17 protein-coding genes and 2 pseudogenes are annotated in these 24,420 nt (G+C 73.1%); 12 read left to right on the top strand and 7 right to left on the bottom strand.

Annotation, left to right across the window (positions count from 1 at the left end):
* Positions 1-23: 23 nt before the first annotated feature.
* Positions 24-1,328, bottom strand: coding sequence for a phenylacetate--CoA ligase PaaK (paaK, locus tag ACFV6E_RS27900; RefSeq protein ID WP_385465306.1), 1,305 nt, complete (start codon positions 1,326-1,328; stop codon positions 24-26).
* A gap of 132 nt (positions 1,329-1,460) precedes the next feature.
* Positions 1,461-3,128 carry an acyl-CoA synthetase gene (locus ACFV6E_RS27895; protein ID WP_385168612.1) on the bottom strand — a complete coding sequence of 556 codons (1,668 nt, stop codon included), beginning with the start codon at positions 3,126-3,128 and terminating at the stop codon, positions 1,461-1,463.
* A 197-nt stretch (positions 3,129-3,325) separates the two neighbouring features.
* Between ACFV6E_RS27895 and ACFV6E_RS27890 the strand changes: the two genes are divergently transcribed.
* The 8 genes from ACFV6E_RS27890 (at position 3,326) to ACFV6E_RS27855 (ending at position 12,550) form a co-directional block, all read left to right on the top strand.
* Entirely contained in the window at positions 3,326-4,126 is an 801-nt protein-coding gene (locus tag ACFV6E_RS27890) for a crotonase/enoyl-CoA hydratase family protein (protein ID WP_385168609.1), read from the top strand.
* 20 nt (positions 4,127-4,146) lie between these two features.
* The gene (locus ACFV6E_RS27885) at positions 4,147-5,115 is read left to right on the top strand and encodes a Zn-ribbon domain-containing OB-fold protein (protein ID WP_385465303.1); all 969 of its coding nucleotides are present in this window, start codon (positions 4,147-4,149) and stop codon (positions 5,113-5,115) included.
* Positions 5,112-6,161, top strand: a complete 1,050-nt coding sequence (locus ACFV6E_RS27880) for a thiolase domain-containing protein (RefSeq protein WP_385168604.1) — start codon at positions 5,112-5,114, stop codon at positions 6,159-6,161. Before ACFV6E_RS27885 ends, ACFV6E_RS27880 begins: the two co-directional genes overlap by 4 nt.
* A complete protein-coding gene (locus ACFV6E_RS27875) occupies positions 6,158-7,324 on the top strand; it encodes a thiolase domain-containing protein (RefSeq protein WP_385465301.1) in 1,167 nt (388 codons plus the stop codon). The genes ACFV6E_RS27880 and ACFV6E_RS27875 overlap by 4 nt, the downstream gene beginning before the upstream one ends.
* 82 nt (positions 7,325-7,406) lie before the next feature.
* Entirely contained in the window at positions 7,407-7,649 is a 243-nt protein-coding gene (locus ACFV6E_RS27870) for a DUF397 domain-containing protein (protein ID WP_385168600.1), read from the top strand.
* A 205-nt stretch (positions 7,650-7,854) separates the two neighbouring features.
* Positions 7,855-8,793, top strand: coding sequence for a universal stress protein (locus ACFV6E_RS27865; RefSeq protein WP_385168597.1), 939 nt, complete (start codon positions 7,855-7,857; stop codon positions 8,791-8,793).
* Between the two features lie 323 nt (positions 8,794-9,116).
* Positions 9,117-12,008, top strand: a complete 2,892-nt coding sequence (locus tag ACFV6E_RS27860) for an ATP-binding protein (protein WP_385465299.1) — start codon at positions 9,117-9,119, stop codon at positions 12,006-12,008.
* Between the two features lie 44 nt (positions 12,009-12,052).
* On the top strand, positions 12,053-12,550 hold the full coding sequence (locus tag ACFV6E_RS27855) for a hypothetical protein (protein ID WP_385168593.1): 498 nt from the start codon (positions 12,053-12,055) through the stop codon (positions 12,548-12,550).
* A 68-nt stretch (positions 12,551-12,618) separates the two neighbouring features.
* On the opposite strand, the gene ACFV6E_RS27850 is transcribed toward ACFV6E_RS27855, so the two are convergent.
* A complete protein-coding gene (locus ACFV6E_RS27850; protein ID WP_385465296.1) occupies positions 12,619-14,634 on the bottom strand; it encodes an N-acetylmuramoyl-L-alanine amidase in 2,016 nt (671 codons plus the stop codon).
* Positions 14,635-14,916: 282 nt separating this feature from the next.
* Positions 14,917-16,059: an aminoglycoside phosphotransferase family protein gene (locus ACFV6E_RS27845; protein WP_385168588.1), complete on the bottom strand. Its 1,143-nt coding sequence runs from the start codon at positions 16,057-16,059 to the stop codon at positions 14,917-14,919.
* A 233-nt stretch (positions 16,060-16,292) separates the two neighbouring features.
* Between ACFV6E_RS27845 and ACFV6E_RS27840 the strand changes: the two genes are divergently transcribed.
* A complete protein-coding gene (locus tag ACFV6E_RS27840) occupies positions 16,293-17,795 on the top strand; it encodes a hypothetical protein (protein ID WP_385465293.1) in 1,503 nt (500 codons plus the stop codon).
* 75 nt (positions 17,796-17,870) lie between these two features.
* On the opposite strand, the gene ACFV6E_RS27835 is transcribed toward ACFV6E_RS27840, so the two are convergent.
* Complete coding sequence (locus ACFV6E_RS27835; protein ID WP_385465291.1) at positions 17,871-19,283, bottom strand: PP2C family protein-serine/threonine phosphatase; 1,413 nt, start codon at positions 19,281-19,283, stop codon at positions 17,871-17,873.
* Positions 19,284-19,586: 303 nt separating this feature from the next.
* Complete coding sequence (locus tag ACFV6E_RS27830; RefSeq protein ID WP_385168579.1) at positions 19,587-20,600, bottom strand: Gfo/Idh/MocA family protein; 1,014 nt, start codon at positions 20,598-20,600, stop codon at positions 19,587-19,589.
* A 112-nt stretch (positions 20,601-20,712) separates the two neighbouring features.
* On the opposite strand from ACFV6E_RS27830, the pseudogene ACFV6E_RS27825 reads away from it, so the two are divergent.
* From ACFV6E_RS27825 to asnB, 3 genes and pseudogenes are all read left to right on the top strand, one after another.
* Positions 20,713-21,090, top strand: a pseudogene (locus tag ACFV6E_RS27825) (amino acid permease); the annotation flags it as partial.
* Positions 21,091-21,092: 2 nt separating this feature from the next.
* Positions 21,093-21,644 (top strand): annotated as a pseudogene (locus ACFV6E_RS27820) (arginine deiminase family protein); the annotation flags it as partial.
* A gap of 387 nt (positions 21,645-22,031) precedes the next feature.
* Positions 22,032-23,873, top strand: a complete 1,842-nt coding sequence (gene asnB / locus ACFV6E_RS27815; protein ID WP_385168576.1) for an asparagine synthase (glutamine-hydrolyzing) — start codon at positions 22,032-22,034, stop codon at positions 23,871-23,873.
* Here asnB and ACFV6E_RS27810 read toward each other — a convergent pair.
* Positions 23,866-24,414: a DUF4232 domain-containing protein gene (locus ACFV6E_RS27810; protein ID WP_385465287.1), complete on the bottom strand. Its 549-nt coding sequence runs from the start codon at positions 24,412-24,414 to the stop codon at positions 23,866-23,868. The two genes, asnB and ACFV6E_RS27810, sit on opposite strands and share 8 nt — an antisense overlap.
* Positions 24,415-24,420: the final 6 nt, after the last annotated feature.

Raw genomic sequence — 24,420 nt, 5'->3', positions numbered from 1 at the left:
CGGGAACGCGGCACCCGGGGACCCTACTTCGGGCGCAGGTCCACGATCCGCTTGATCTTCCCCACCGACCGCTCCAGCGACTCCGGTTCGACGATCTCCACGGCGACCGAGACCCCGATACCGTCCTTCACGCCCGCCGCGATGGCGCGGGCGGCGGCCTCGCGGGTCTCCGGGCCGGCGCCCGCGCGGGCCTCCGCGCGCACGGTGAGGGAGTCGAGGCGGCCCTCGCGGGTCAGCCGGAGCTGGAAGTGCGGCGCGACGCCGGGCGTACGCAGCACGATCTCCTCGACCTGGGTCGGGAAGAGGTTGACCCCGCGCAGGATGACCATGTCGTCGCTGCGCCCGGTGATCTTCTCCATGCGCCGGAAGACCCGGGCCGTGCCGGGCAGCAGCCGGGTCAGGTCCCGGGTCCGGTAGCGGATCACGGGCATGGCCTCCTTGGTGAGCGAGGTGAAGACCAGCTCGCCCTCCGCGCCGTCCGGCAGCACCTCGCCCGTGACCGGGTCCACCACCTCGGGATAGAAGTGGTCCTCCCAGACGTGCAGCCCGTCCTTGGTCTCCACGCACTCCTGGGCGACGCCAGGGCCGATCACCTCGGACAGCCCGTATATGTCGACCGCGTCGATCGCGAAGCGCTCCTCGATCTCCCGCCGCATCCGCTCCGTCCACGGCTCGGCACCGAAGACCCCGACGCGCAGCGAGGTGGAGCGCGGGTCGACGCCCTGCCGCTCGAACTCGTCGAGGAGCGTGAGCATGTACGAGGGCGTCACCATGATGATCTCGGGCCCGAGATCCCGGATGAGCTGCACCTGCCGGGCCGTCATGCCGCCGGACGCGGGGATGACCGTACAGCCGAGCCGTTCGGCGCCGTAGTGGGCGCCGAGGCCGCCGGTGAACAGGCCGTAGCCGTAGGCCACGTGCACCTTGTCGCCGGGGCGGGCGCCCGCCGCCCGGAGCGAGCGGGCCACCATGTCGGACCACATGGACAGGTCGTTCTCCGTGTAGCCGACGACCGTGGGGCGGCCGGTGGTGCCGCTGGAGGCGTGGATGCGCCGCAGCCGCTCCTGCGGCACCGCGAACATCCCGTACGGGTAGTTCTCCCGCAGGTCGGCCTTGACGGTGAACGGGAACCGGGAGAGGTCGGCGAGGGTCCGGCAGTCCTCGGGGCGGATGCCCGCCTTGTCGAAGGACTGCCGGTAGAAGGGCACGTTCTCGTACGCGTGCCGCAGCGACGCCCGCAGCCGCTCGGTCTGCAAGACCCGCAGCTCCTCGGGGCCGAGCCGCTCCGCCGCGTCCAGCAGGTCCTCGGAGCCCGTGGGATCCACCATGGCGACTTCTCCCTCACCAACCGCACCATTACGGGCGACCGATCATTCGGTCGCTGTGTTCGGGATCAGTAATGCAGGCCGGTCGGCGTCGTGCAAGAGGCCGGCCTACGTTTTCTGCCCGGCGGCACCGCGTCAGCGCGCCGCGCGGGTCGCCACCGACCGTGCCCACCGGTAGTCGGCCTTGCCGCTGGGGGAGCGCTGGACGGCGTCCGTGACGACGAGCTGCCGCGGCACCTTGTAGCCCGCGAGGTGGGCGCGGCAGTGGGTCTGGATCTCCTCCAGGGTCGGTGCGCGGACCGTGCCCTCGCGGAGCTGCACGATCGCGGCCACGTGGTTGCCCCACCGCTCGTCCGGCACCCCGGCGACCAGCGCGTCGTACACGTCGGGGTGGGACTTGAGGGCCTGCTCGACCTCCTCCGGGTACACCTTCTCGCCGCCGGTGTTGATGCACTGCGAGCCCCGCCCGAGGACGGTGACGACGCCGTCCTCGTCGACGAGGGCCATGTCGCCGAGGAGCACCCAGCGCTCGCCGTCGAGCTGGAAGAAGGTCTCGGCGGTGGTCCGGGGGTCGTTGTAGTAGCCGAGCGGTACGTGGCCGCGCTGGGCGATCCGGCCCGGCTCGCCGGGGACCGCGGGCCGGTGGGTGACCGGGTCGACCACGCGCGTACGGGAGTTGACCTCGATCCGGAAGCCCTTCTCCGGGCCCGAGTCCGCGGTCGCGGTGCCGTTGAACCCGGACTCCGAGGACCCGAAGTTGTTCAGCAGCAGCGCGTTCGGTACCAGGGCCTGGAACTGCCGGCGCACCGTCTCCGACATGATCGCGCCGGACGACGACACGCTGAACAGGGACGAGCAGTCCGTGTCCTTCATGGGCCCGCCCAGCGCGTCGACGAGCGGGCGCAGCATCGCGTCGCCGACCAGCGACACGCTGCTGACCTTCTCCTTCTCGATGGTCCGCAGGACCTCCTCGGGCACGTACTTGCGGTGGATCACGACGCGCTGGCCGAAGTGGAAGGCGATGAACGTGGTGAGGGTGGACGTGCCGTGCATCAGCGGGGGAGTGGGGAAGAAGGTCAGACCCGCCGATCCGGCGGCGACGCGCTCGGCCAGTTCCTCCGGGCGCGCGACCGGCTCCCCGGTGGGCGCGCCGCCGCCCAGGCCCGCGAAGAACAGGTCCTCGTGCCGCCACATCACGCCCTTGGGCATCCCGGTCGTGCCGCCGGTGTAGATGATGAACAGGTCGTCCGCCGAGCGCGGCGGGAAGCTCCGCTCGGGCGAGCCCGCGGCCTCGGCGTCCGTAAAGGCGACGGCGGGCAGCGGGCCGGATGCCGTCGGGCTGGATGCCGCCGGGGCGGCGTCGGGCCCGGTGGCAGCGGGTGCGGGCGCCCCCACCCGGACGAGGTGCCGCAGCGCCGGCGTGCGCGGCAGCACCGCCGCCACCCGGTCGTCGAACTCCGCGTCGAAGACCAGCGCCACCAGATCCGCGTCCCGGTACAGATACGCCAACTCCTCCTCGACGTAGCGGTAGTTGACGTTCACCGGCACCAGGCGGGCCTTCAGGCAGGCGAGCACGGTCTGTACGTACTCGACGCCGTTGTAGAGGTGCAGCCCGAGGTGCTCGCCGGGGCGCAGGCCGCTGTCGGCGAGATGGTGGGCGAGCCGGTTGGCCGCCGCGTCGAGCTGCGCGTAGGTCAGCCGGCGTTCGGCGCCGGTGCCCGGGTGGTCGACGTACACCAGCGCCTCCCGGCCGGGGACCACGTCGACCACCGACTCGAACAGGTCGGCAAGGTTGTACTCCACGGCTCCTCCTGACCCCATGGCGCGCCTGGCATCCACCGGTTCCTCGGCCGTCGCTCGTCTTCGTCGGTCATCAGAGCAAAGCGGGACCCCACTGGGAAGGGGCGCGGCGCAAGTAATCTGACTGAGTGTCAGAAAACCCTTGTCCTGGCAGCAAGGCTCCTGCAACCTGTTCTCGTTCCGCAGACGGGAGGACGGCGATGGGCGGTACCGAACACCTCACCGTGCAGCGCGAAGGCGCCACACTGGTGCTCACGCTCAACAGGCCCGAGAGCAAGAACGCGCTCTCCCTGCCGATGCTGGTCGGCCTGTACGACGGCTGGCTGGCGGCCGACGAGGACGACGACGTGCGGTCGATCGTGCTCACCGGGGCGGGCGGCGCGTTCTGCGCGGGCATGGACCTCAAGGCCCTCGCCGGGAGGGGTCTCGAAGGCGAGTCGTACCGGGACCGGCTGAAGGCCGACCCCGACCTGCACTGGAAGGCGATGCTCCGCCACCACCGGCCGCGCAAACCGGTGATCGCCGCCGTCGAGGGCGCCTGCGTGGCGGGCGGCACCGAGATCCTCCAGGGCACCGACATCCGGGTGGCCGGCGAGTCGGCGACCTTCGGTCTGTTCGAGGTCCGCCGCGGGCTCTTCCCCATCGGCGGCTCCACGGTCCGCCTCCAGCGGCAGATCCCGCGCACCCACGCCCTGGAGATGCTGCTCACCGGGCGCCCGTACAGCGCGCGCGAGGCCGCGGACATCGGCCTGATCGGCCGCGTCGTGCCGGACGGCACCGCACTGGAAGCGGCCCTGGGGATCGCCGAGCAGGTCAACGCCTGCGGACCGCTCGCGGTCGAGGCCGTCAAGGCGTCCGTGTACGAGACCGCCGCCCTGACCGAGACCGAGGGCCTGGCGGCCGAACTGGAACGCGGCTGGCCGGTCTTCGACACCGCCGACGCCAAGGAAGGCGCCCGGGCCTTCGCCGAGAAGCGCCCGCCCGTCTACCGGCGCGCCTGACTCCCAAGGAGGCACCAGCGATGCCCGAAGCCGACGTACTCAAAGCGCCCCTCGTCGTGGAGTTCCCCTTCACCCGCTCGCTCGGCCCCGTGCAGAGCGCCTTCCTCACCGGGCTGCGCGAGCGCGTCGTGCTCGGCGTGCGGACCACCGACGGCCGGACCCTCGTCCCGCCCGTCGAGTACGACCCGGTCACCGCCGAGGAGCTGCGCGACCTGGTCGAGGTCGCACCCACCGGCACGGTCACCACCTGGGCCTGGAACCACGCACCGCGCCCCGGGCAGCCCCTCGCCACCCCGTTCGCCTGGGTCCTGGTACGGCTCGACGGCACCGACACCGCGCTGCTGCACGCCCTCGACGCGCCCGGACCCGACGCCGTGCGCACCGGCCTGCGGGTCCGCGTCCGCTGGGCCGCCGAACGCTCCGGCGCCATCACCGACATCGCCTGCTTCGAGCCGTACGACGACGCGCAGGCCCCGACCGCGGCGGAACCGGCCGCCCACGACGGCCGGTTCGCGGACATGGTGACCGGCATCGTCGCCCCCGCACGCCTCGACTACACCTACGCGCCCGGCCGCGCCACGACCCGCTACCTGCGCGCCCTCGCCGAGCGGCGCACCGTCGGCGAACGCTGCCCCGAGTGCCACAAGGTCTACGTCCCGCCCCGCGGCGCCTGCCCCACCTGCGGCGTCGCCACCGGGGAGCAGGTCGAGGTCGGCCCGCGCGGCACGGTCACCACGTACTGCATCGTCAACATCAAGGCTGCTCACACGGCGAATCTGGACATCGAAGTGCCCTACGTCTACGCGCACATCGCGCTCGACGGCGCCGATCTCGCACTGCACGGCCGGATCGGCGGCATCCCCTACGACCAGGTGCGCATGGGCCTGCGCGTCGAACCGGTGTGGACGGACGGCGCCCGCCATCCCGACCACTACCGGCCGGCCGGCGAGCCCGACGCCGACTACGACACGTACAAGGAGCTGCTGTGACGCGGGACATCGCGGTGGTCGCCTTCGCGCAGACCGATCACCGGCGCACCAGTGACGAGCTGTCCGAGGTCGAGATGCTGCTGCCGGTCCTGCACGACGTGCTCGACCGCACCGGACTGAAGACGAGCGACATCGGTTTCACCTGCTCCGGCTCCTCCGACTACCTCGCGGGCCGCGCCTTCTCCTTCACCATGGCGCTCGACGGCGTGGGCGCCTGGCCGCCGGTCTCCGAGTCGCACGTGGAGATGGACGGCGCCTGGGCGCTGTACGAGGCGTGGGTGAAACTGCTGACCGGCGACGCCGACACCGCGCTCGTCTACGCGTACGGCAAGTCCTCGCCCGGCTCCGTACGGGACGTCCTGACCCGGCAGCTCGACCCGTACTACCTGGCGCCGCTGTGGCCGGACTCGGTGGCGCTCGCCGCGCTCCAGGCGCAGGCGCTCATCGACGCGGGCGCCACGGACGAACCGGCGCTCGCCGCGGTGGCCGCCCGCAGCCGCGAGGCCGCGACCGCCAACCCGCACGCCCAGCTGCGCGGCGACGTCTCCCACGGCGACTACCTGGTACGCCCATTGCGCACCGGCGACTGCCCGCCCGTCGGGGACGGCGCCGCCGCCGTGATCCTCGCGGCCGGGGACCGGGCCCGTGAGCTGTGCGAGCGGCCCGCCTGGATCCGCGGCATCGACCACCGCACGGAGGCCCACTCCCTGGGCGTGCGCGACCTGACCGACTCGCCCTCGGCGCGGCTCGCCGCCGAGAAGGCCGGCGCCTTCGAACGCCCCGTCGACACCGCCGAACTGCACGCGCCGTTCAGCTCCCAGGAAATCGTCCTGCGCAGGGCGCTGCGGCTCGGCGACGACGTGGCCGTGAACCCCTCCGGGGGAGCGCTCGCGGCCAACCCCGTCATGGCCGCGGGACTGATCCGTGTCGGCGAGGCCGCCGCCCGCGTCCACCGCGGCGCCTCCGACCGTGCGCTCGCGCACGCCACCTCCGGGCCCTGCCTCCAGCAGAACCTGGTCGCCGTACTGGAAGGGGACGCCCGATGAGCAAGGAGCCCGTGGCCGTCGTCGGCATCGGCCAGACCAAGCACGTCGCCGCGCGCCGGGACGTCTCCCTCGCCGGTCTGGTCCGGGAGGCGGCCGTGCGTGCCCTGGCCGACGCCGAGCTGACCTGGGCCGACATCGACGCCGTCGTCATCGGCAAGGCGCCCGACTTCTTCGAGGGCGTCATGATGCCCGAGCTGTACCTCGCCGACGCGCTGGGCGCCGTCGGCAAGCCGATGCTCCGCGTCCACACGGCGGGCTCCGTCGGCGGCTCCACGGCGCTCGTGGCCACCAGCCTCGTCGCCGCCCGCGTCCACGGCACCGTGCTGACCCTCGCCTTCGAGAAGCAGTCGGAGTCGAACGCCATGTGGGGCCTGTCCCTGCCGATCCCCTTCCAGCAGCCGCTGCTCGCCGGGGCAGGCGGCTTCTTCGCCCCGCACGTCCGCGCCTACATGCGGCGCACCGGCGCCCCCGACACCGTCGGCTCCCTCGTCGCCTACAAGGACCGCCGCAACGCGCTCCTGAACCCGTACGCGCATCTGCACGAGCACGACATCACCCTGGACAAGGTCCGTGCCTCGCCGATGCTGTGGGACCCGATCCGCTACTCGGAGACCTGTCCGTCCTCCGACGGGGCGTGCGCGATGATCCTCACCGACCGGGCGGGCGCGGCCCGTTCGCCCCAGCCGCCCGCCTGGCTGCACGGCGGCGCGATGCGCAGCGAACCGACCCTCTTCGCGGGCAAGGACTTCGTCTCGCCGCGGGCCGGCCAGGACTGCGCGGCCGACGTGTACCGGCAGGCGGGCATCGCCGACCCGCGCCGCGACATCGACGCCGTCGAGATGTACGTCCCGTTCTCCTGGTACGAGCCGATGTGGCTGGAGAACCTCGGTTTCGCCGACGAGGGCGAGGGCTGGAAACTCACCGAGTCCGGGGTGACCGAGCTGGACGGGGACCTGCCCGTCAACATGTCGGGCGGGGTGCTCTCCGCCAACCCCATCGGCGCCTCCGGCATGATCCGGTTCGCCGAGGCGGCCCTCCAGGTGCGCGGACAGGCCGGAGAACACCAGGTGGACGGGGCCCGCCGGGTGCTCGGGCACGCCTACGGCGGCGGCTCCCAGTTCTTCTCGATGTGGCTGGTGGGCGCCGCACCCCCGGCCACCTGAAGTCCTCACCCCACGTGGCCTGTCGGGCGCCGGACCCGATCGCTAGGCTGGCGGCGGACGACGAACCGGGAGGAGCACGGACGTGGCCGAAAGCACCATCGAGCAGCACCCGCTCGCGGGCTGGGACAAGCCTGAGCTGGACCTCAGCAAGGCCGAGTGGCAGTCCAGCAGCCGAGGACGGGGAGACGTCCAGATCGCCTTTGTCGAGGGCTTCATCGCGATGCGCAACAGCGGCCGGCCCGAGAGTCCCTCCCTGATCTTCACACCCGCCGAGTGGGGCGCCTTCGTCTCCGGGGCGCGTGAAGGGGAGTTCGACCTGACGTGAGGACGGGCGGCGCGCACGGCGGCTGACCCCCGCCCCTCTCCCATGACCCAGGGGAGGGGCGTCCGTCCGTGAACGCCTTCGGAGACGACACTTTTCCGCGAACACGCGAACACGCGGCCCTCGCCGCCGTGCCGCGACCCGCGCGTGAGTCAGGCTGGCCGGGGAAGCGGTTGATCAAGGTCTCGTACCGAAGGCGAGGAGTGAGATGAGCACCCCACCGGTCATCGTGGCGGTCGACGGATCGGACGACAGCCTGCGCGCCCTGGAATGGGCCCTGGACGCCGCCCGGGTACGCGAGGCCCCGCTGCGCGTGGTGCACGTGCGGCAGTACGCGGCGTGGGGACAGCCCGACGTCCTGGTCGCCGGACCACCCGACCCCGTCGACGATCCGGTCCTCGACCAGGTGCGTACGCATCTGGAGAGCCGCCCCTACCGGCCCGCGGCCGAGTACCTGGGGCTGCCCGACCGGCCCGCCGTGGAGTACCTCGCCCTCGAAGGCGCCCCGGGCGCGGTGATCCCGGAACTCGGCTCCGGTGCCCAGCTCCTCGTGCTCGGCTCGCGCGGGCGCGGCGGCTTCGCCAGTCTGCTGCTCGGCTCCAACGGGATGGCCGCGGCCCGTGACGCCGAGTGCCCGGTGGTCGTCGTGGAGCGGCCGGGCCGCGAGGTGCCGGACGCGCCCGTGGTGGAGGCGGGGCCGCGCGTGGTCGTCGGCGTGCACGTGGAGCACCCCGACGACGCCACCCTGACCTTCGCGTTCACCGAGGCGGCCCGGCGCAAGGCCCGGGTGCACGTGATCGCCGCGTACCCGTGGCCCGTACCGGCCTGGACGGCGCCCGGCGACTTCGCCTCCGCGCCCCTGGACAGCGACGCCGTCGAGGAAGCGACCCGCACCCTGGCCGAGGACCTCGTCGAACCGCACCGCGAGCGGCACCCCGATCTCCGCGTCGACGTGTCCGTGCCCGCGGGCGACGCGGCGGGCCATCTCGTCGCGGCCTCCCCGGACGCGGACCTCGTCGTCGTCGGCCGCCACCGCAGACGCCTGTTCTCCCCCGTCCGCCTCCTGGGCTCGGTCACCCAGGCCGTCCTGCTGCACGCGACGAGCCCGGTCGCGGTGGTACCACCGGCTCCCGCCGAGGAGGACTGACCCGAGGCCCTGGCCGGCGGGCCGCCGGAGCCGGGCCGGGGCGGCGGCCCGGACGGGGCACGCGGCTCGTGTCCGCCCTCGCGGCGACCGTCCGGCACGACGGTGCCGGGCGAGTGACCGACGACCACCGGCGTCACGGGAAGACCGCCCGATCCCGCCCGGCCCCACGGGACGGGCGGTGATCGAGAGGGGCGTGGACGGGACCGGGCAGTATGGCCGTACGGGCTCGGGCGTCGGGCCGCGGGCGTAGGCTGAAGTGCCTGTAGGTCACGGTGCGCACCCGCTCCACACGTCGGCAGCGCCGCCGTGACAGGGGGTGCCCCATGGTCCAGCGCATCGCACACAGCCGCCGCGTCCTCTTCGAGCGCGACAGCGAACTCACCGCCGCCGACCAGGCGTTGGCGGAGCTCACCGGCGTGCGCCCGGACGGCGGCGAGCCGTCCGAGCGCCCGCGCGGCGCGCTCCTCGCCTTCGCCGGCCGGGCCGGCCTCGGCAAGACCACGCTCCTCGCGGAGATCCGGCGCCGCGCCACCGCCCTCGGCTGCACCGTCCTCGCCGCCCGCGGCGGCGACCAGGAGCAGGGCGTCGCCTTCCACGTGGCCAGGCAACTGCTGCAACCCCGGCTCGTCGGCCTGACCGCGTCCGAACTGCGCTCCTCGCTCGGCAGTTGGTACGCCATCGTCGGGCCCGCGCTCGGCCTGTGCGCCCCCGCCGAGGGCGCCCCGCCCGACCAGCAGGGCCTGCGCGACGGACTCGACTGGGTCCTCACCCACCTCGCGGTGCGGCGCGCCCCGATGGTGCTCGCCCTCGACGACGCGCACTGGGCCGACCCGGAGTCCCTGAGCTGGCTCGCCGCGTTCGCCCCGCGCGCCGAGGAACTGCCGCTGCTGCTGGTCGTCGCCTACCGGCCCGAAGAACTCCCCGACCACGCCGAGTCGTTCAGGCGGCTGCCGGGGAGGGCCGGACAGCGCCCCCTCGACCTCGAACCGCTCAGCGCCGCCGCGGTCGCCGGGCTGGTCCGCGAGAGCCTCGGCACCCAGGCCGACGACGCGTTCTGCCGCGAGTGCTGGGCGGTCACCGCGGGCAACCCCTTCGAGGCCGTCGAACTGACCGCCAAGGTGCACGACCGCGGACTCGCCCCCACCGAGGCCGGCGCCCACCTGCTGCGCGACCTGGCCGCCGCGGTCAAGGGCCGCGGCCTGATCGCCCGGCTCGAACGGCTCGGCACCTCCACCGTCCGCTTCGCCTGGGCCTGCGCCGTGCTCGGCACCGAGATCCGCCCGGCCCTCGCCGCCGCCGTCGCAGGGCTCGGCGCCGAGGAGGCCGCCGACGCCGCCGACACCCTGCGCGGCGCCCGCGTCCTCACCGGCGCCGGCACCCTCGAATTCGTCCACCCGCTGATCGCCACCGCCGTCTACCGCGCCATCCCCGGCGGCTTCCGCGTCGCGCTGCACGGCCAGGCCGCCTGGTGCGTCGTGGACGCGGGCCTCGGCCCGTCGGCCGCCGCCCGGCACCTCCTCGAGACCCACCCCGAGGGCGACACCTGGGTGGTCGGGCAACTGCGCGCCGCCGCCCAGGAGACCCGGCGCGCGGGCGCCCCGGAGACCGCCCGCCGCTATCTCGCCCGCGCCCTGCGCGAGCCCCCGCCCTTCGAGGACCGGGCCGCCGTCCTGTACGAACTGGGCTGCGCCTCCCTGCTCACCGAACCGGCGACCACCGTCAACCACCTGCGCGCCGCCCTGGCCGAGACCGTCAACGACCCGGAGCTGCGCCACCACATCGTCTACCGGCTCTCCCAGGTCCTCGCCCACAGCGACCGCCTCGTGGAGGCGTCCGAGACCCTCGCCCGCGAGATCAAGGTGACCGCCGACCCGCACGTACGGCTGCGGATGCAGGCCGAACAGTTCATGTGGGACGCCTTCCGCGCCGACGAACCCGCGCACCCCGCCCGCTCCCGCCGGCTGACCAGGCTCGCCGACCGGCTGGGCGGCCGCGACCTCACCGAGCGCTACATCATCGGCCTGCGCGCCTGGGACGCCACCCTGCGCGGCGAACCCGCCCCCGTCGCGCTCCGGCACGCCGAACGCGCCCTCGCCGGCGGCCTCGGCTGGGCCGAGGCCGAGCGCGGCTTCGAGGTCCCCGTCCTGGTCGCCCTCACCTTCACCTACGCCGACCGCCCCGGCCGCACGGAGGAACTGTTCGCCGCCGGGATCGCCGACTTCGAGGCCCAGGGCTGGCACGGCGGCCACCTGTCCTTCGGCTACACCCTGCTCGGGTACGTGCGCTACCGCCGCGGCCGGCTCGCCGAGGCCGAGGACTTCGTCCGCGCGGGCCTGCGCCTGTCCGAACGGGTGGGGCCCGGCACCCCCGCCCACTGGTACGCCGTCGGGGTGCTGATCGAGGTGCTGCTGGCCCGCGGCCGGATCGCCGAGGCCGCCAGGACCGCCGAGGAGTACGCGTTCGCCGCGCCCTTCCCGGCCGCCGTGGTCTTCCCCGACGCCCAGACCGTGCACGGCGAGCTGCTCCTCGCCCGCGGTCTGACCGGGGACGCCGCCGCCGAACTGGCGGCGGCCGGACGCCGTCTCGACCCGCGCGGCATGCGCAACCCAGCCTGGTGCCCCTGGCGGCTCCACCTCGCCCGCGCCGAACGCCACGACGCCCCGGACCGCGCGATCGGCACGGCGGGCGAAGCGGTCGGCCGGGCCCGGCAGTTCGGCACGCCCTCGGGCATCGGACAGGCCCTGCGTGCCGCCGCCGAGGTCTCCACCGGCTCGGCCCGCGTCAAACTCTTCGAGGAGTCCGTCACCCACCTGGAGCGCTCCCCGGCCGGTTACGAACTCGCCTGCGCCCTCGTCGCGCTCGGCACCGAACTGCGCCGCACCGGCCGCCCCGCGGAGGCCGCCGAACCGCTCTACCGCGGGCTCGACGCCGCCGTGCAGTGCGGCGCCGACGGACTGGCCGACGACGCCCGCGACGAGCTGGCCGCCGCCGGACTGCGCCCGCGCCGCCTGCACGGCACCGAGACGGACACCCTCACCGCCCGCGAACGCACGGCCGCCGCGCTCACCGTCCAGGGCCTGTCCGAGGCCAGGACCGCCGAGGAACTGCGCACCGACGTGCCGACCGTGGTGCGCCTGCTGTCGGCCGTCTACCGCAAGGTCGGCACGGACCGTACGGGCCTGGCGGCGGCGCTCGCTGGAAGCCCGGCACCCTAGCGCCCGCAGGACCGCTCACGCGCCCGTGCACGTACCATTGCGGCATGTCCTTCCTCCGCCGCCGCAGCGCCACGCCCGCCGGGCCCGACTTCGACGTCCTGGCCATGGACCCGGGCGACTGGCCGGGCAACCTCGGCGCGGGCCTGCTGCCCGCCCCCGACGGAAGCTGCCAGGGCGTCTTCCTGCGCTACGACCTGTTCGGCGGGCGCGGCCCGGCGATGATCATCGGCAATCTGCCGGAGGGATCACAGGCCCGCGAGGTCGCCGACGGCGAGGTCCCCTTCGAGGTGGCCCAGCTCCTGCTCGCGCTGGAGAACGAGGAGGAGGTCACCGTCGTCGGCAGCGAGGACATCCCGGTGATGCAGGGCGACAACCTGCTGATCGTGCGCCGCCTGAAGCTCTCCGAGGGCCGGATCTCCTGCGTCCAGTTCGACCGCAGCGACAACGTCCTGGTGACCATCGCCGCCTGGGACCGCCCCATCACCGACGATCTGTACGCGCTGCTGAAGCCGCTGCCCGCGGAGCTCTTCCAGCAGGGCTGACCGCCGCCGGGCAGCGGCGGGGCCGGGACCCCGGTCGTCCGCGGCCCCGGCCCCCGATCGTCCCGCGGCTACGCGGCCGACCGCACCACGTCCACGTCGGCGGCGCGCACGAACGCCACCCGGTGGCCGAACTGGATCTCGTAGTACATGTCGTCGCCGATCACGACCTTGTGCGGGGCCGTGTCGAAGGTCGGGGCGTAGAAGTACTCGCCCGCCACCTTCCCGCCGACCGCGTACCGCTGCCCCGCGAGCAGCTTGTACGGCAGCGGCGAGACGGCCTGCACGGGAACCCCCTCGGGGTAGGCCGCCGCCTCCGGGTAGGCGCGCCCGTAGACGGGGACCTCCGCGAGACCGGCCTTCGGCGTGGCCACCGGGCCGCTCGTGTCGACCGCGGTGGGCTGCTTGCGCGGGTTCTCGAACCACGCCTTCTGGCCCAGGTACCAGATCGCCGTCCAGTCGCCGGCCCGGTCCGCGACCGCGTACCGCTGACCGGTGGACACCCGTGAACCGACGTCGTTGACGTCGATCGTCGAGTCCTGGCCGCCGGGCCGCAGCCCGATGTCCTTGATCAGCGGTGATGTCTCGTCCGGCTCGCTGTACAGGCGCACCTCACTGGAGCCGTGCGCCGAGCAGGGCACGTCCTTCGTGACGCAGCCGGTGTACACCGGCTGGTTGGTGGCGTAGTCCGGCCGCACCGTCACCATCCCGCCGCCGCTTGTGGCCGTCCGGTGGAAGGGCCTGCCCAGCAGCGTGAAGTAGTGCTGCCAGTCCCAGTACGGGCCGGGGTCGGTGTGCATGCCGGGAATGGTCGACGTCGTCGTGCCCGGCACGTTGTCGTGGCCCAGGATGTGCTGCCGGTCCAGCGCAATGCCGTACTTCTTGGACAGGTAGCCCACCAGCCGCGCCGACGAGCGGTACATCGCCTCCGTGTACCAGGCGTCCGGGGAGGTGAGGAAGCCCTCGTGCTCCAGACCGATCGACTTGGCGTTGATGTACCAGTTGCCCGCGTGCCAGGCGACGTCCTTGGCCTTCACGTGCTGTGCGATGTGACCGTCGGTCGAGCGCAGGGTGTAGTTCCAGGACACATAGGTCGGGTCCTGGACGAGCTTCAGGGTCGTGTCCCAGCTGCCCTCGGTGTCGTGGATGACGATGTACTGGATGCGCTGCGAGGCGGGCCGGTCGCCGAGGTCGTGATTGCCGTAGTCGCCGTCGCCGAACTCCTCGTACGGCGCCGGTATCCACTCGCAGGACACGGTCCTCGGACACTCCGTGCCGTCGGCCGGGACCGTCCGCAGACCGGCCCGCCGCAGCTGCGCCGTCTCCGGGCGCAGCGCGGGCTCGGCGGCCAGCGTCACGCGCTGCCCGCTGTCGGTGGTCCGCCGCTCGCCCGCGCGGATCACGTCGTACACGTCGTCCGCGTACGCCGCCGCCGTGGCGCTGTCGTCGGCGCCGGAGAAGCGGGCCACCGCCCCGTACCAGTCGGCGGGGTCCGCGCTCAGCGGCTCGCCCAGCTTCCGCTGCGCCGCGGCGAGCAGCGCCGCGCCGCCCGCCACATTGGCCGCCGCGTCGGTGCGCAGCCGCTCGGCCGGCAGCCCGGTCAGCTCCGCCGCCGCGGGCAGGGTCTTGAGCCGGGCCGGGAGCGCGGAGTCCGCCGGGATCTCCGTGTCGGGATGCAGCGCCGGACGGGAATCGTCTCCGCGGGCGTCCTCGGTGCCCTCCGAGTGGTGGGCCGCCCCGCTCGCGGCCAGAGCCGTACGGGCGTCGGTGAGGTGCATCGGCCCGTAGCCGCCGGTGACGCTCGGGGCGCCGTCGTGGCCGTCCCAGCGGGACTGGAGGTAGGAGACGCCGAGCAGCACGCTCTGCGGCACCCGGTACTCGGCGGCCGCCGCGGCGAAGGCCCGCTGCATGCTCCCGGCGGACGTCTGTGCGGAGGCGGCCCCCGCGGCGGCGTTCCGGGCGGGGGCGGCGGACGGTGCGGCGCCGAGGAGCGGCAGCAGCAGCGCCGCGGCGGCGACCGATATCGCCGCTCCGCGCGCGCGTCTGGAACCGGCGGTGCCTCGGGGGACGGTGGCGGACTCTCGCAAAGCAGCCTCCTGGGACGGTGGAGCGCGATGGGGTGCCGGGGGCCGGACGTGCGTCAGTGCTATCGGCTCTCCGACGATCCGTCAATCATTCCCAGAAGCTGACGACTTCCCACGTCAGCGACGGTAAGAAGGCGTTTTCTCGACAGCGGCGCGACGGCCTGCGGGGCGTCAGTGGAGTGGACCAATGACCCGTCGTGGGCAGGTGGCGGCGGTGTGCGTCGACAACACGAAGGTCCGCGGTACGCCCCGTGCGTGCGGGCGTACCGCGGACCGACTTCCCCGTCAGCGAGTGCCGACCGCCGCTCGGACGGCCCGGCGGGCCATCTGGCAGTCGTCGTGCAACCGCCTCAGCAGCAACCGCTGTTCCTCGCCGGACGGCGCAGCGCCCGGATGGGCCGGTCCGGGCGCCGCCGGGGTCGCGTCGCGCATCGAACGCTGCACGGCCGTCTCGTAGGTGCGGATCTCCCGGGTCAGCACCAGCATCAGATTCACCAGGAAGGCGTCGCGGGCCGCCGGACCCGCCGACTGGGCGAGCTGGCTGATCTGCCGCCGCGCCACGGGCGCGTCCCCGAGCACCGCCCACAGCGTCGCCAGGTCGTACCCCGGCAGGTACCAGCCGGCGTGCTCCCAGTCCACCAGCACCGGGCCCGCCGGGGAGAGCAGCATGTTCGACAGCAGGGCGTCACCGTGACAGAACTGGCCCATCGCGTGCCGTCCCGCCGAGTGCGCGAGGCCGTGCAGCAGCTTTTGCAGATCGCCCATGTCCCGGTCCGTGAGCAGCCCCAGCTCGTGGAAGCGGGAGATCCGCTCGGCGTAGTCCAGCGGGGCGTCGAACGTCCCGGCCGGTGGCCGCCACGCGTTCAGCCGGCAGACCGCGCTCAGCGCCGCCCGGATGTCCGCGCGGGGCGGGGCCTCGACCGGGTGCCGCTGCAGCGCGGCGACCCGTCCCGGCATCCGCTCGATCACCAGCGTGCAGTTGTCCGGGTCCGCCGCGATCAGCCGTGGCACCCGGACCGGCGGCCGGTGCCTGACGAACGTGCGGTATGCCGCTATTTCGTGCCGGATCTGCTCGGTCCAGATCGGCGAGTGGTCCAGTAAACACTTGGCGACGGCGGTGCTGCGTCCGGTCGTGCCGACGAGGAGCACGGAACGTCCGCTGCGGCGCAGCACCTGGACCGGAGCGAACTCCGGACAGATCCGGTGGACCGACGCGATCGCCGTGCGCAACTGTGCGCCCTGTGGGCCGGACAAGTCGAGTCTCCCGCTGAGCGGTTGGGTACCGGCCCCCGGTACGCGCCGCGGCCTTCCGGTGCCGAGCCCGGGAGCCGACGCGGTCCGCGCGGGGTCGAGATAGGGGCCGCTGCCCGCCGGGCGGGGGTGCAGCGACCGGGGCGGAGCGGACACGGAGGACGATGCTGCGTACATGGGCGGTACAGATCCCTTCGTGTGCCTGCGAATTGCCGCGCTACCCGTCCCGGCGGCCCGGGTACACCCTGGGGAATGCCCCCGCGGCAACCGGGTCGGGATGGCGCGTTCCTACCCGACACCCGGCGTCCACTGGCACACCATCTGGCGCACCCTGGCGAACCCTGGCGAATAGTCGCTCAGCAACTGACGGAGGGTTACTGTCAACTCAGCCGAGAACCTGGGGGCTTGACGTGAACGGACAACCCAACACCCGTCTGTCGGACCTGTTCGGCCTCGCCGGCTGGTCCAAGGGTGAACTCGCGAGACTGGTCAACCGGCAGGCGGCGGCCATGGGCCACCCCCAGCTGGCGACCGACACCTCACGGGTGCGGCGTTGGATCGACATGGGAGAGATCCCGCGCGATCCGGTGCCGAGGGTGCTGGCGGCGCTGTTCACCGAGCGACTCGGCCGTGTCGTGACCATTGAGGACCTTGGCCTGGTCCGGCACGGGCGCGTGGGGAAGCGGCAAGGCGACGGGAATGCGGAACATCCCGACGGAGTGCCGTGGGCGCCCGACCGCACGGCTGCGGTCCTCACCGAATTCACGGGAATGGACCTCATGCTCAACCGACGCGGCTTGGTGGGCGCGGGTGCCGCGCTCGCCGCGGGATCAGCACTCAACAGTGCCATGCACGACTGGCTGAACACCGATCCGGCCCTCGTGGCCGACGCCCCGGACCTGGACAATCCCCTCCAGGTCGAACCCGCAGGGTTCGACCGCTACGAGGCGGCCCCCATCGGGTCGCAGGAGATCGAGGAACTGGAGCGCTCGGTCGAGGTGTTCCGGGCCTGGGACGCGGCTCGCGGCGGCGGGCTGCAACGCAAGGCTGTGGTGGGACAGCTCAACGAGGTGGGCGGCATGCTCGCCTACCGTCACCCCGACCATCTCCAGCGGCGCCTGTGGGGCGTCGCCGCCAACCTCGCCGTCCTGGCCGGCTGGATGTCGCACGACGTCGGCCTGGAACCCACGGCGCAGAAGTACTTCGTCATCGCCGCCCACGCGGCCCGCGAGGGCGGTGACCGGCCGAGGGCCGGCGAGGCGCTCTCCCGGGCGGCCCGCCAGATGGTGCACCTGGGCCGGCCCGACGACGCCATGGACCTCATGAAGCTCGCCAAGTCGGGCTCGGGCGACGAGGTGCTGCCCCGCACCCAGGCGATGCTCTACACCATCGAGGCCTGGGCACAGGCGTCGATGGGCAAGGGGCAGGCCATGCGGCGCACCCTCGGCGAGGCGGAGGACCTGTTCGTCTCCGGCCGGAGCGACGTGCCGCCGCCGAGCTGGATGCAGATGTTCGACGAGGCGGACCTGCACGGGATGCAGGCCCTGGCCTACCGCACCCTCGCCGAGCACGAGCCGGCGGCGGCCGCGACCGCGCAGCGCCATGCGAAGGAGGCGCTCGAACTGCGCGGGAGCGGCCGGGAGCGGTCGGAGATCTTCGACCATCTCTCCCTGGCGTCCGCGTGCTTCATCGCGGACGACCCGGAGCAGGCCGACCGGTACGCGCGGCTGGCCCTGACGTCGATGGGCTCGAACTCCTCGCACCGCACCTGGGACCGGCTGCGCGAGATGTACCGGCTCACCGGTCAGTACTCCAGCTATCCGAAGATCCACGATCTGCGGGAGGAGATCAAGGTGGCGCTGCCCAAGCCGGCGGTGAGGGCGAAGGGAGGCGGCAACAACGCGTCGGCATGACGGTGGAGGCCGTCCGCGTGAAGGGGATCCACGTAATGAGATCCACGGAATCTACGAAATCCATGTGAACGGGAGCTAGGAGACGATTCTGGCGATCAGGACGCAGGCGGTGGCCTCGCGTTCCGTCCCGCCGAACTCGTCGACCAGTGTCCGCAGACCGTCCTGGGCCGTCCGGGCCCCGCACAGCCGCGGTGCCAGGCCGAGCAGTCGGCCGGTGACCGCCGCCCCGTGCTGCCGGGGGAGCAGTCCTTCGGTGTGCAGGAGCAGCAGGTCGCCCGCTTGGAGGGTCTCCTCGGCCTGCCCGTAGCCGGCGTTGGGGGTCGCTCCCAGGAGCACTCCGTCCGGTGCCGCGAGCGCGCGCCCCGTTCCGTTGCGGAACAGCAGCGGGGCGGGGTGCCCGGCCTGCGCCCAGGTGAGGGTGCGGGTCCCGGGCCGGTAGCGGCAGCAGACGGCGCTGCCCAGCGCGGGTTCGACGGTGGTGTCGAGCAACTGGCTGAGCCAGGAAAGCAGCTGGGCCGGGCGGGTGCCCGCCATGGCCATGCCGCGCAGGGCGCCGAGCAGGGTCGCGGCGCCCGAGGCCACGGCGATCCCGTGGCCGGTGAGGTCACCGACGGTGAGGAGGGTCTCGTCGCCGGGGAGTTCGAGCGCGTCGTACCAGGCGCCGCCCATGAGGGGGCCGGCGGCGGACGGCAGCCGGCCGGCGGACACGTCGAGTCTTCCGGGGCCCTGCCGCGGGAGCCGCAGGGAACCACGCCACGGCGGCAGCACGGCCTCCTGCAGCTCGGCCGCGAGCCGGTGCTCGGTCTGCGCGAGATGGCGTTGCCGCTGCAGCGAGTCACGGGTCTCGCTCACGGTCCGCTGGCTCCGGCGCAGCTCGCTGACGTCCCGCAGTACGGCCCACATGGAGGCGGTGCTGCCGTCGGCGTGGAGCACGGGCTCGCCCATCATGTGCACGGTCCGCACGGCGCCGTCGCGGCGCAGGATGCGGAACTCCCCGTCGATCGGCTTGGCGTCGATGAGACAGTCCGTGACCATCGCCGTGAGCCTCGCCCGGTCCTCGTCGTGCACGAGCGAGGGCAGCTCGTCGAGGGTGAGCGGGGGAGCGGCGGGGTTGCGGCCGAGGATCCCGTAGAGCTCCCCGGACCAGGTGGCCTCGTCCGTCAGCAGGTTCCACTCGGCGCTGCCGACTCGGCTGAGCAGGGAGCCGTGCCGGGCCCCGGCCCGGTCGGCCGGGGAAGCCACGGGTACGGGTGGAGGGCCGTCCCGGAGCTGCGCCAAGTGCTGGTCCAGGTCGTCGAGCTGGTGCAGTGCGAGATCGCACAGCGCGCGCTGCCAGCGGCCCTGGAGATCGGCCGTACCGGCCCGCGCGTCCCGCCGCACCGCGTCCATCTCGCCCCGCAGCCGCCGTGTCTGCGTGATGAGCGCGTCGACCGTGCCGCGCAGGGGCGGCTGGTCGGCCTGGCTGTCCGCAGAGACATGGGGTGGCATTCACGTACTCCGTTGCGGGGTCGGTGCGACCGGGCTGGGGTCCGTTACGACTGTCGCACAGCTCGACACTCCCTGTAAGGGATTTGGCGACACGCAATGCGGACATGCATGTGGCATATGCCTAAGGCTTCGCGGGGTCCGTGCATCACCGTCCTCGGCCGCCCGGCGGACCGTCAAGTGCGCTCAGCTTGTATCGACTTGACGGCCCGTCGGAAGTCGGGAACCGGCCCAATCGCATGTTCGAGGAACATGTGCACGGCCGCGGGTGTGCGCGGTCCGGTCGTGCACAGGCCCGGCTCCCGGTCACCCGTACAGAGCGGGACGCGGTACGAGGTCCACGGTCACCCGGTCGCCGCTCAGCTGGGCGCGGACGCCGGCCTCGGCCACGGCGGCGGCCGCGTATCCGTCCCAGGCGCTCGGCCCGGTGACCAGGCCCCGCCGGGTGGCGTCGACCCAGGACCGCACCTCGCGGTCGTAGGCGTCCGCGAACCGTACGAGGTAGTCCTCGGCCACGTCCTCGCGGGCGCCGTCCGCCGTCGTGACGACCATGGTGTGCTCGTCGCCGATCCGGGCGCTGCCCCGCTCGCAGACCGCCTCGCACCGCACCTGGTAGCCGAAGCCGGAGTTGACGAAGATCTCCACGTCCACCAGCGCGCCCCCGGCGGTCTCGAAGAGCACGAGCTGCGGATCGCCGAGTCCCTCCGGTGCGTGCGCGGTCGGCCGTGGACGCAGCACCGATACGGCCGTCAGCTCCTGCCCCAGCAGCCAGCGCGCCGCGTCGATCTCGTGCGAGACGGAGCTGTTGACGAGCATCGCCGTGGTGAAGCCGGGCGGGGAGGCGACGTTGCGGTGCGTGCAGTGCAGCATCAGCGGGCGGCCGAGGCGGCCGGTGTCCAGCAGGTCCTTCAGGCGCATGTACTCGGCGTCGTAGCGCCGCATGAAGCCCACCTGCGCCAGCCTGCGGCCGAGCCGCGCCTCGGCCTCCACCACGCGCAGCGCCCCGGCGGACTCCGGCGTCATCGGCTTCTCGCACAGGACCGGCAGCCCGCGCTCGAAGGCGGCGAGAAGCGCCTCCTCGTGCGCGGGCCCCGGGGACGCGATCAGCACCGCGTCCACCCCCGGCGCGTCGAGCGCTGCCGCCGCCTCCGCGTGCACCCGTACGCCGTCGATCCCGGCGGCCGCCTCCGCGGCCCGGCCGGTGTCCGGATCCGCCACCGCCGCGACCCTGGCGCCGCTCACCAGCCGGTCGAGCCGGCGTATGTGGTCGGCTCCCATGTGTCCGGCCCCCAGTACCGCCACACCCAGTAGCTCACTCATGTGCTCCGCACCTCCCGCGCCTACGGACCGGTCCATGTGATCACGTGTGCTCGCCCTCCGGCGACTACGCTTATCGGGCATAAGGGATGTTCCGCTGATAACGTAAGAGCTCATGACGCAGATCGAGGCGGACGGCCGGGCGGCCGCGGCCAAGCTGTCGCTGCCGACGCTCACCACGATGGTCGTCGGCTCCATGGTCGGCGCGGGTGTCTTCTCGCTGCCGCGGCTGTTCTCCGCGGAGACGGGTGTCGCCGGTGCCCTGATCGCCTGGGCCGTGGCCGGTACCGGCATGCTGATGCCGGCCTTCGTCTTCCAGCGGCTCGCGGTCCGCAGACCCGATCTGGACGCCGGGGTGTACGCCTACGCCAAGGCGGGCTTCGGCGAGTGTCTCGGCTTCTTCTCGGCGTTCGGGTACTGGGCCAGCGCCTGCGTCGGCAACGTGACCTACTGGGTGCTCATCATGTCGACCGTGGGCGCGGTCGTGCCCGCGCGGTCCTGATGGGCATGAGCGAGCGCACCTCGCGCCAGGCCATCACCCAGGTCGCCGCGGCGCTGTTCCGGCAGGGCGCCGCCGAGCACGTCGTCGTGGCGGGCATGTCCCGGCTGCGCTCCGCGATGCACCTCGACACCGTGTTCACCTTCGCCGACCGCGACCTCGGCACGCTGTACCCGGCGATCATGGACGGCGTCCGCACCTTCTCCCTGCGGCCCTCCGACAGGGCCCCGGGCATCGAGATCACCGACGAGGGCGGGCGCCCCTCCATCGAGGTCGTCGCCCGCACGCTCGGGCTGCCCGGACTGCGCGTCGTGGAGACCGGCGGCGACGTCTGCGCCTCGGAGCGCCGGCAGTGGGACAGCGGCAACAACGCGGTGGCCCTGGAGCCCGGCGTGGTGTTCACCTACGACCGCAACACCCAGACCAACGCGCTGCTGCGCCGGGCGGGCATCGAGGTGATCACCATCGTCGGGGCCGAGCTGGGGCGCGGCCGGGGCGGCGGGCACTGCATGACGTGCCCGATCGTGCGGGACCTGGTGGAGTTCTGAGTGCCGTGCGACGGGGCGGAACCCGTCACTTCCCGGGGTCCGTGCGGCGGGCCGGGCCCTGTCACTTCCCGGGGTCCGTGCGGCGGGCCGGAACCGTCACCGGCGCCGGTTTCCGCGCTGTTGGGCGAATCTTTGCCGATGGCCGGATCATGCTCCGCCGGGCCCGCAACCACGGGGATCGAAGGGTCGGCGGCGGGCAAAGCCCGGCTGGAATCGGGAGGGTGCGCGGGGCCCCTCAGGTTACGGACGTGTTGACTGCGCTTCGCCGGCTGACCGAACCTCGATATATAGCTGCTAGATACAACTGGTTTGCCGGATGTGCTCGCACCTCCGCGAAACCGCTGGTGGGCGCGGTGCTTCGGGTGAACCGGACGCGGGAGGTAACGCATGTGCGGCATCACCGGATGGGTCTCCTTCGACCGCGATCTGCGCGCCGAGGCGGCCACATTGGATGCGATGACGGAGACGATGTCCTGCCGCGGCCCCGACGACCGGGGCGTGTGGAGCGAGGGGCCCGCGGCCCTCGGACACCGCAGGCTCGCGATCATCGACCTGCCCGGCGGGCGCCAGCCGATGACCGCCGGCACCCCGGACGGCACGGTCGCCCTCGTCTACTCGGGCGAGGCCTACAACTTCACCGAACTGCGCCGTGAACTGACCGGCCGCGGCCACCGCTTCACCACCGACTCCGACACGGAGGTCGTGCTCCGCGGCTATCTGGAGTGGGGCGAGGCGGTCGCCGAGCGGCTCAACGGCATGTACGCCTTCGCCCTCTGGGACGGCCGCCACGACAAACTCGTGATGATCCGCGACCGCATGGGCATCAAGCCCTTCTACTACCACCCGACGTCCGACGGCGTCCTGTTCGGCTCCGAGCCCAAGGCGATCCTCGCCAACCCGCTGGCCCGCCCCCGGGTCCGCCTCGACGGCCTGCGGGAACTGTTCGCCATGGTCAAGACGCCCGGGCACGCCGTGTGGGACGGCATGCGCGAGGTCGAGCCCGGCACCGTCGTCACCGTCGACCGCAACGGCATCCGGCGCAGCGTCTACTGGGAGCTGCCCACCCGGCCGCACACCGACGACCGGGACACCTCCATAGCCACCGTCCGCTCGTTGCTCGACGACATCGTGCGCCGCCAGCTCGTCGCCGACGTGCCGCGCTGCACCCTGCTCTCCGGCGGGCTCGACTCCTCCGCGATGACCGCGCTGGCCGCACGGCAGCTCGCCGAGCACGGCGAGAAGGTCCGCAGCTTCGCCGTCGACTTCGTGGGCCAGGCCGACCACTTCGTCGCCGACCAGCTGCGCACCACCCCCGACACCCCTTACGTGCACGACGTGGCCCAGGACTCCGGCACCGAACACCAGGACATCGTGCTCGACTCGCACGCCCTCGCCGACCCCGAGGTGCGCGCCAAGATGATCCGCGCCCGCGACCTGCCCATGGGCTTCGGCGACCTGGACGCCTCGCTGTACCTGCTGTTCCGGGCCATCCGCGAGCACTCCACCGTCGCGCTGTCCGGCGAGTCCGCCGACGAGGTCTTCGGCGGCTACCTCCAGTTCTTCGACGAGGAGGCCCGCAAGGCGGACACCTTCCCCTGGCTCGTACGGTTCGGCAAGGACTTCGGCGACGACGCCGACGTACTGCGCCCGGAGCTCACCGGGAAGCTCGACCTCACGTCGTACACCGCCGACAGCTACCGCACGGCCGTCTCCGCGGTCCGGCGCCTGGACGGCGAGAGCGACTTCGAGTACCGCATGCGGCAGATCTGCCACATGCACCTGACCCGGTTCGTCCGGGTCCTGCTCGACCGCAAGGACCGGGCCAGCATGGCGGTCGGCCTGGAGGTACGGGTACCGTTCTGCGACCACCGGCTCGTCGAGTACGTCTACAACACGCCCTGGTCCCTGAAGTCCTTCGACGGACGGGAGAAGAGCCTGCTGCGCGAGGCGACCGCCGACCTGCTCCCCAAGTCCGTGTACGACAGGGTCAAGAGCCCGTACCCGTCCACCCAGGACCCCAAGTACGCCGTCGCCCTCCAGGACCACGTCAAGGATCTGCTGGCCGACCCCGCGCACCCGGTCTTCGACCTGGTCGACCGGGAGGCGGTCCGCCGGGCCGCGCACCGCGACACCCCGCAGATCACGCAGGCGTCGCGACGCGGCCTGGAACGCACCCTCGACCTGGCGCTGTGGCTGGAGATGTACCGGCCGGAGATCGTGCTCAGCTGAGATTGAGGCCGAGGGTGCGGTCGGCGGCGGCCTCGGACGGCTGCCACCAGGTCGTCACCGGCTCCCACACCAGGACGGCGTCACCCGCGCCCAGCTCCCGCGCGGTGAACGAACGCCCGTGGTGGGACGGGGCGACCGCGACCCCCACCGAGCCGACCCGGCGGGCCTCGGGGTCCGCGGGGTCGGCGACGGTGCGCACGGCCGCGTGGACCGTGGCGCCCGCGCCGATCCGGTACGGCGCGCTCTCGCCGTCCGGCACGGGCAGCGCCGCGCCGTCCAGGTCGCCGAAGGTCACGGTGGGGAAGCGGTCGAGGGCGCAGGCCACCGGCAGCCGGTTGGTGACGGCGACGTGCAGCACGCGGGGGTCGTCGGAGGCGGTGGCCCGCACGGTCAGCGCCCGCTCCGGGCAGTCGGCGGGCCGGGCGACGGCGGCCGAACCCTGGGGCGCCGAGACGAGCACGGCGGCGAGGGCTGCCGCCAGAGCGAGAACGGAACGTACGGGACGGGCAGAACGTGTGGGACGGACGGAGCGGATGCGCATGGCTGG

The sequence above is a fragment of the Streptomyces sp. NPDC059785 genome, from assembly GCF_042732375.1.
Lineage (GTDB): Bacteria > Actinomycetota > Actinomycetes > Streptomycetales > Streptomycetaceae > Streptomyces.
The sequence above is the reverse complement of the archived record's forward strand: the minus strand, read 5'-3'. Positions and strand labels throughout refer to the sequence as shown.

Bases quoted from the DNA above. Each gene is read 5' to 3' on its own strand.
- asnB (WP_385168576.1), top strand. From the start codon at position 22,032: ATGTGCGGCATCACCGGATGGGTCTCCTTCGACCGCGATCTGCGCGCC.
- paaK (WP_385465306.1), bottom strand. From the start codon at position 1,328: ATGGTGGATCCCACGGGCTCCGAGGACCTGCTGGACGCGGCGGAGCGG.
- ACFV6E_RS27865 (WP_385168597.1), top strand. From the start codon at position 7,855: ATGAGCACCCCACCGGTCATCGTGGCGGTCGACGGATCGGACGACAGC.
- ACFV6E_RS27890 (WP_385168609.1), top strand. From the start codon at position 3,326: ATGGGCGGTACCGAACACCTCACCGTGCAGCGCGAAGGCGCCACACTG.
- ACFV6E_RS27835 (WP_385465291.1), bottom strand. From the start codon at position 19,283: ATGCCACCCCATGTCTCTGCGGACAGCCAGGCCGACCAGCCGCCCCTG.
- ACFV6E_RS27855 (WP_385168593.1), top strand. From the start codon at position 12,053: ATGTCCTTCCTCCGCCGCCGCAGCGCCACGCCCGCCGGGCCCGACTTC.
- ACFV6E_RS27875 (WP_385465301.1), top strand. From the start codon at position 6,158: ATGAGCAAGGAGCCCGTGGCCGTCGTCGGCATCGGCCAGACCAAGCAC.
- ACFV6E_RS27810 (WP_385465287.1), bottom strand. From the start codon at position 24,414: ATGCGCATCCGCTCCGTCCGTCCCACACGTTCTGCCCGTCCCGTACGT.
- ACFV6E_RS27885 (WP_385465303.1), top strand. From the start codon at position 4,147: ATGCCCGAAGCCGACGTACTCAAAGCGCCCCTCGTCGTGGAGTTCCCC.
- ACFV6E_RS27845 (WP_385168588.1), bottom strand. From the start codon at position 16,059: ATGTACGCAGCATCGTCCTCCGTGTCCGCTCCGCCCCGGTCGCTGCAC.
- ACFV6E_RS27830 (WP_385168579.1), bottom strand. From the start codon at position 20,600: ATGAGTGAGCTACTGGGTGTGGCGGTACTGGGGGCCGGACACATGGGA.
- ACFV6E_RS27860 (WP_385465299.1), top strand. From the start codon at position 9,117: ATGGTCCAGCGCATCGCACACAGCCGCCGCGTCCTCTTCGAGCGCGAC.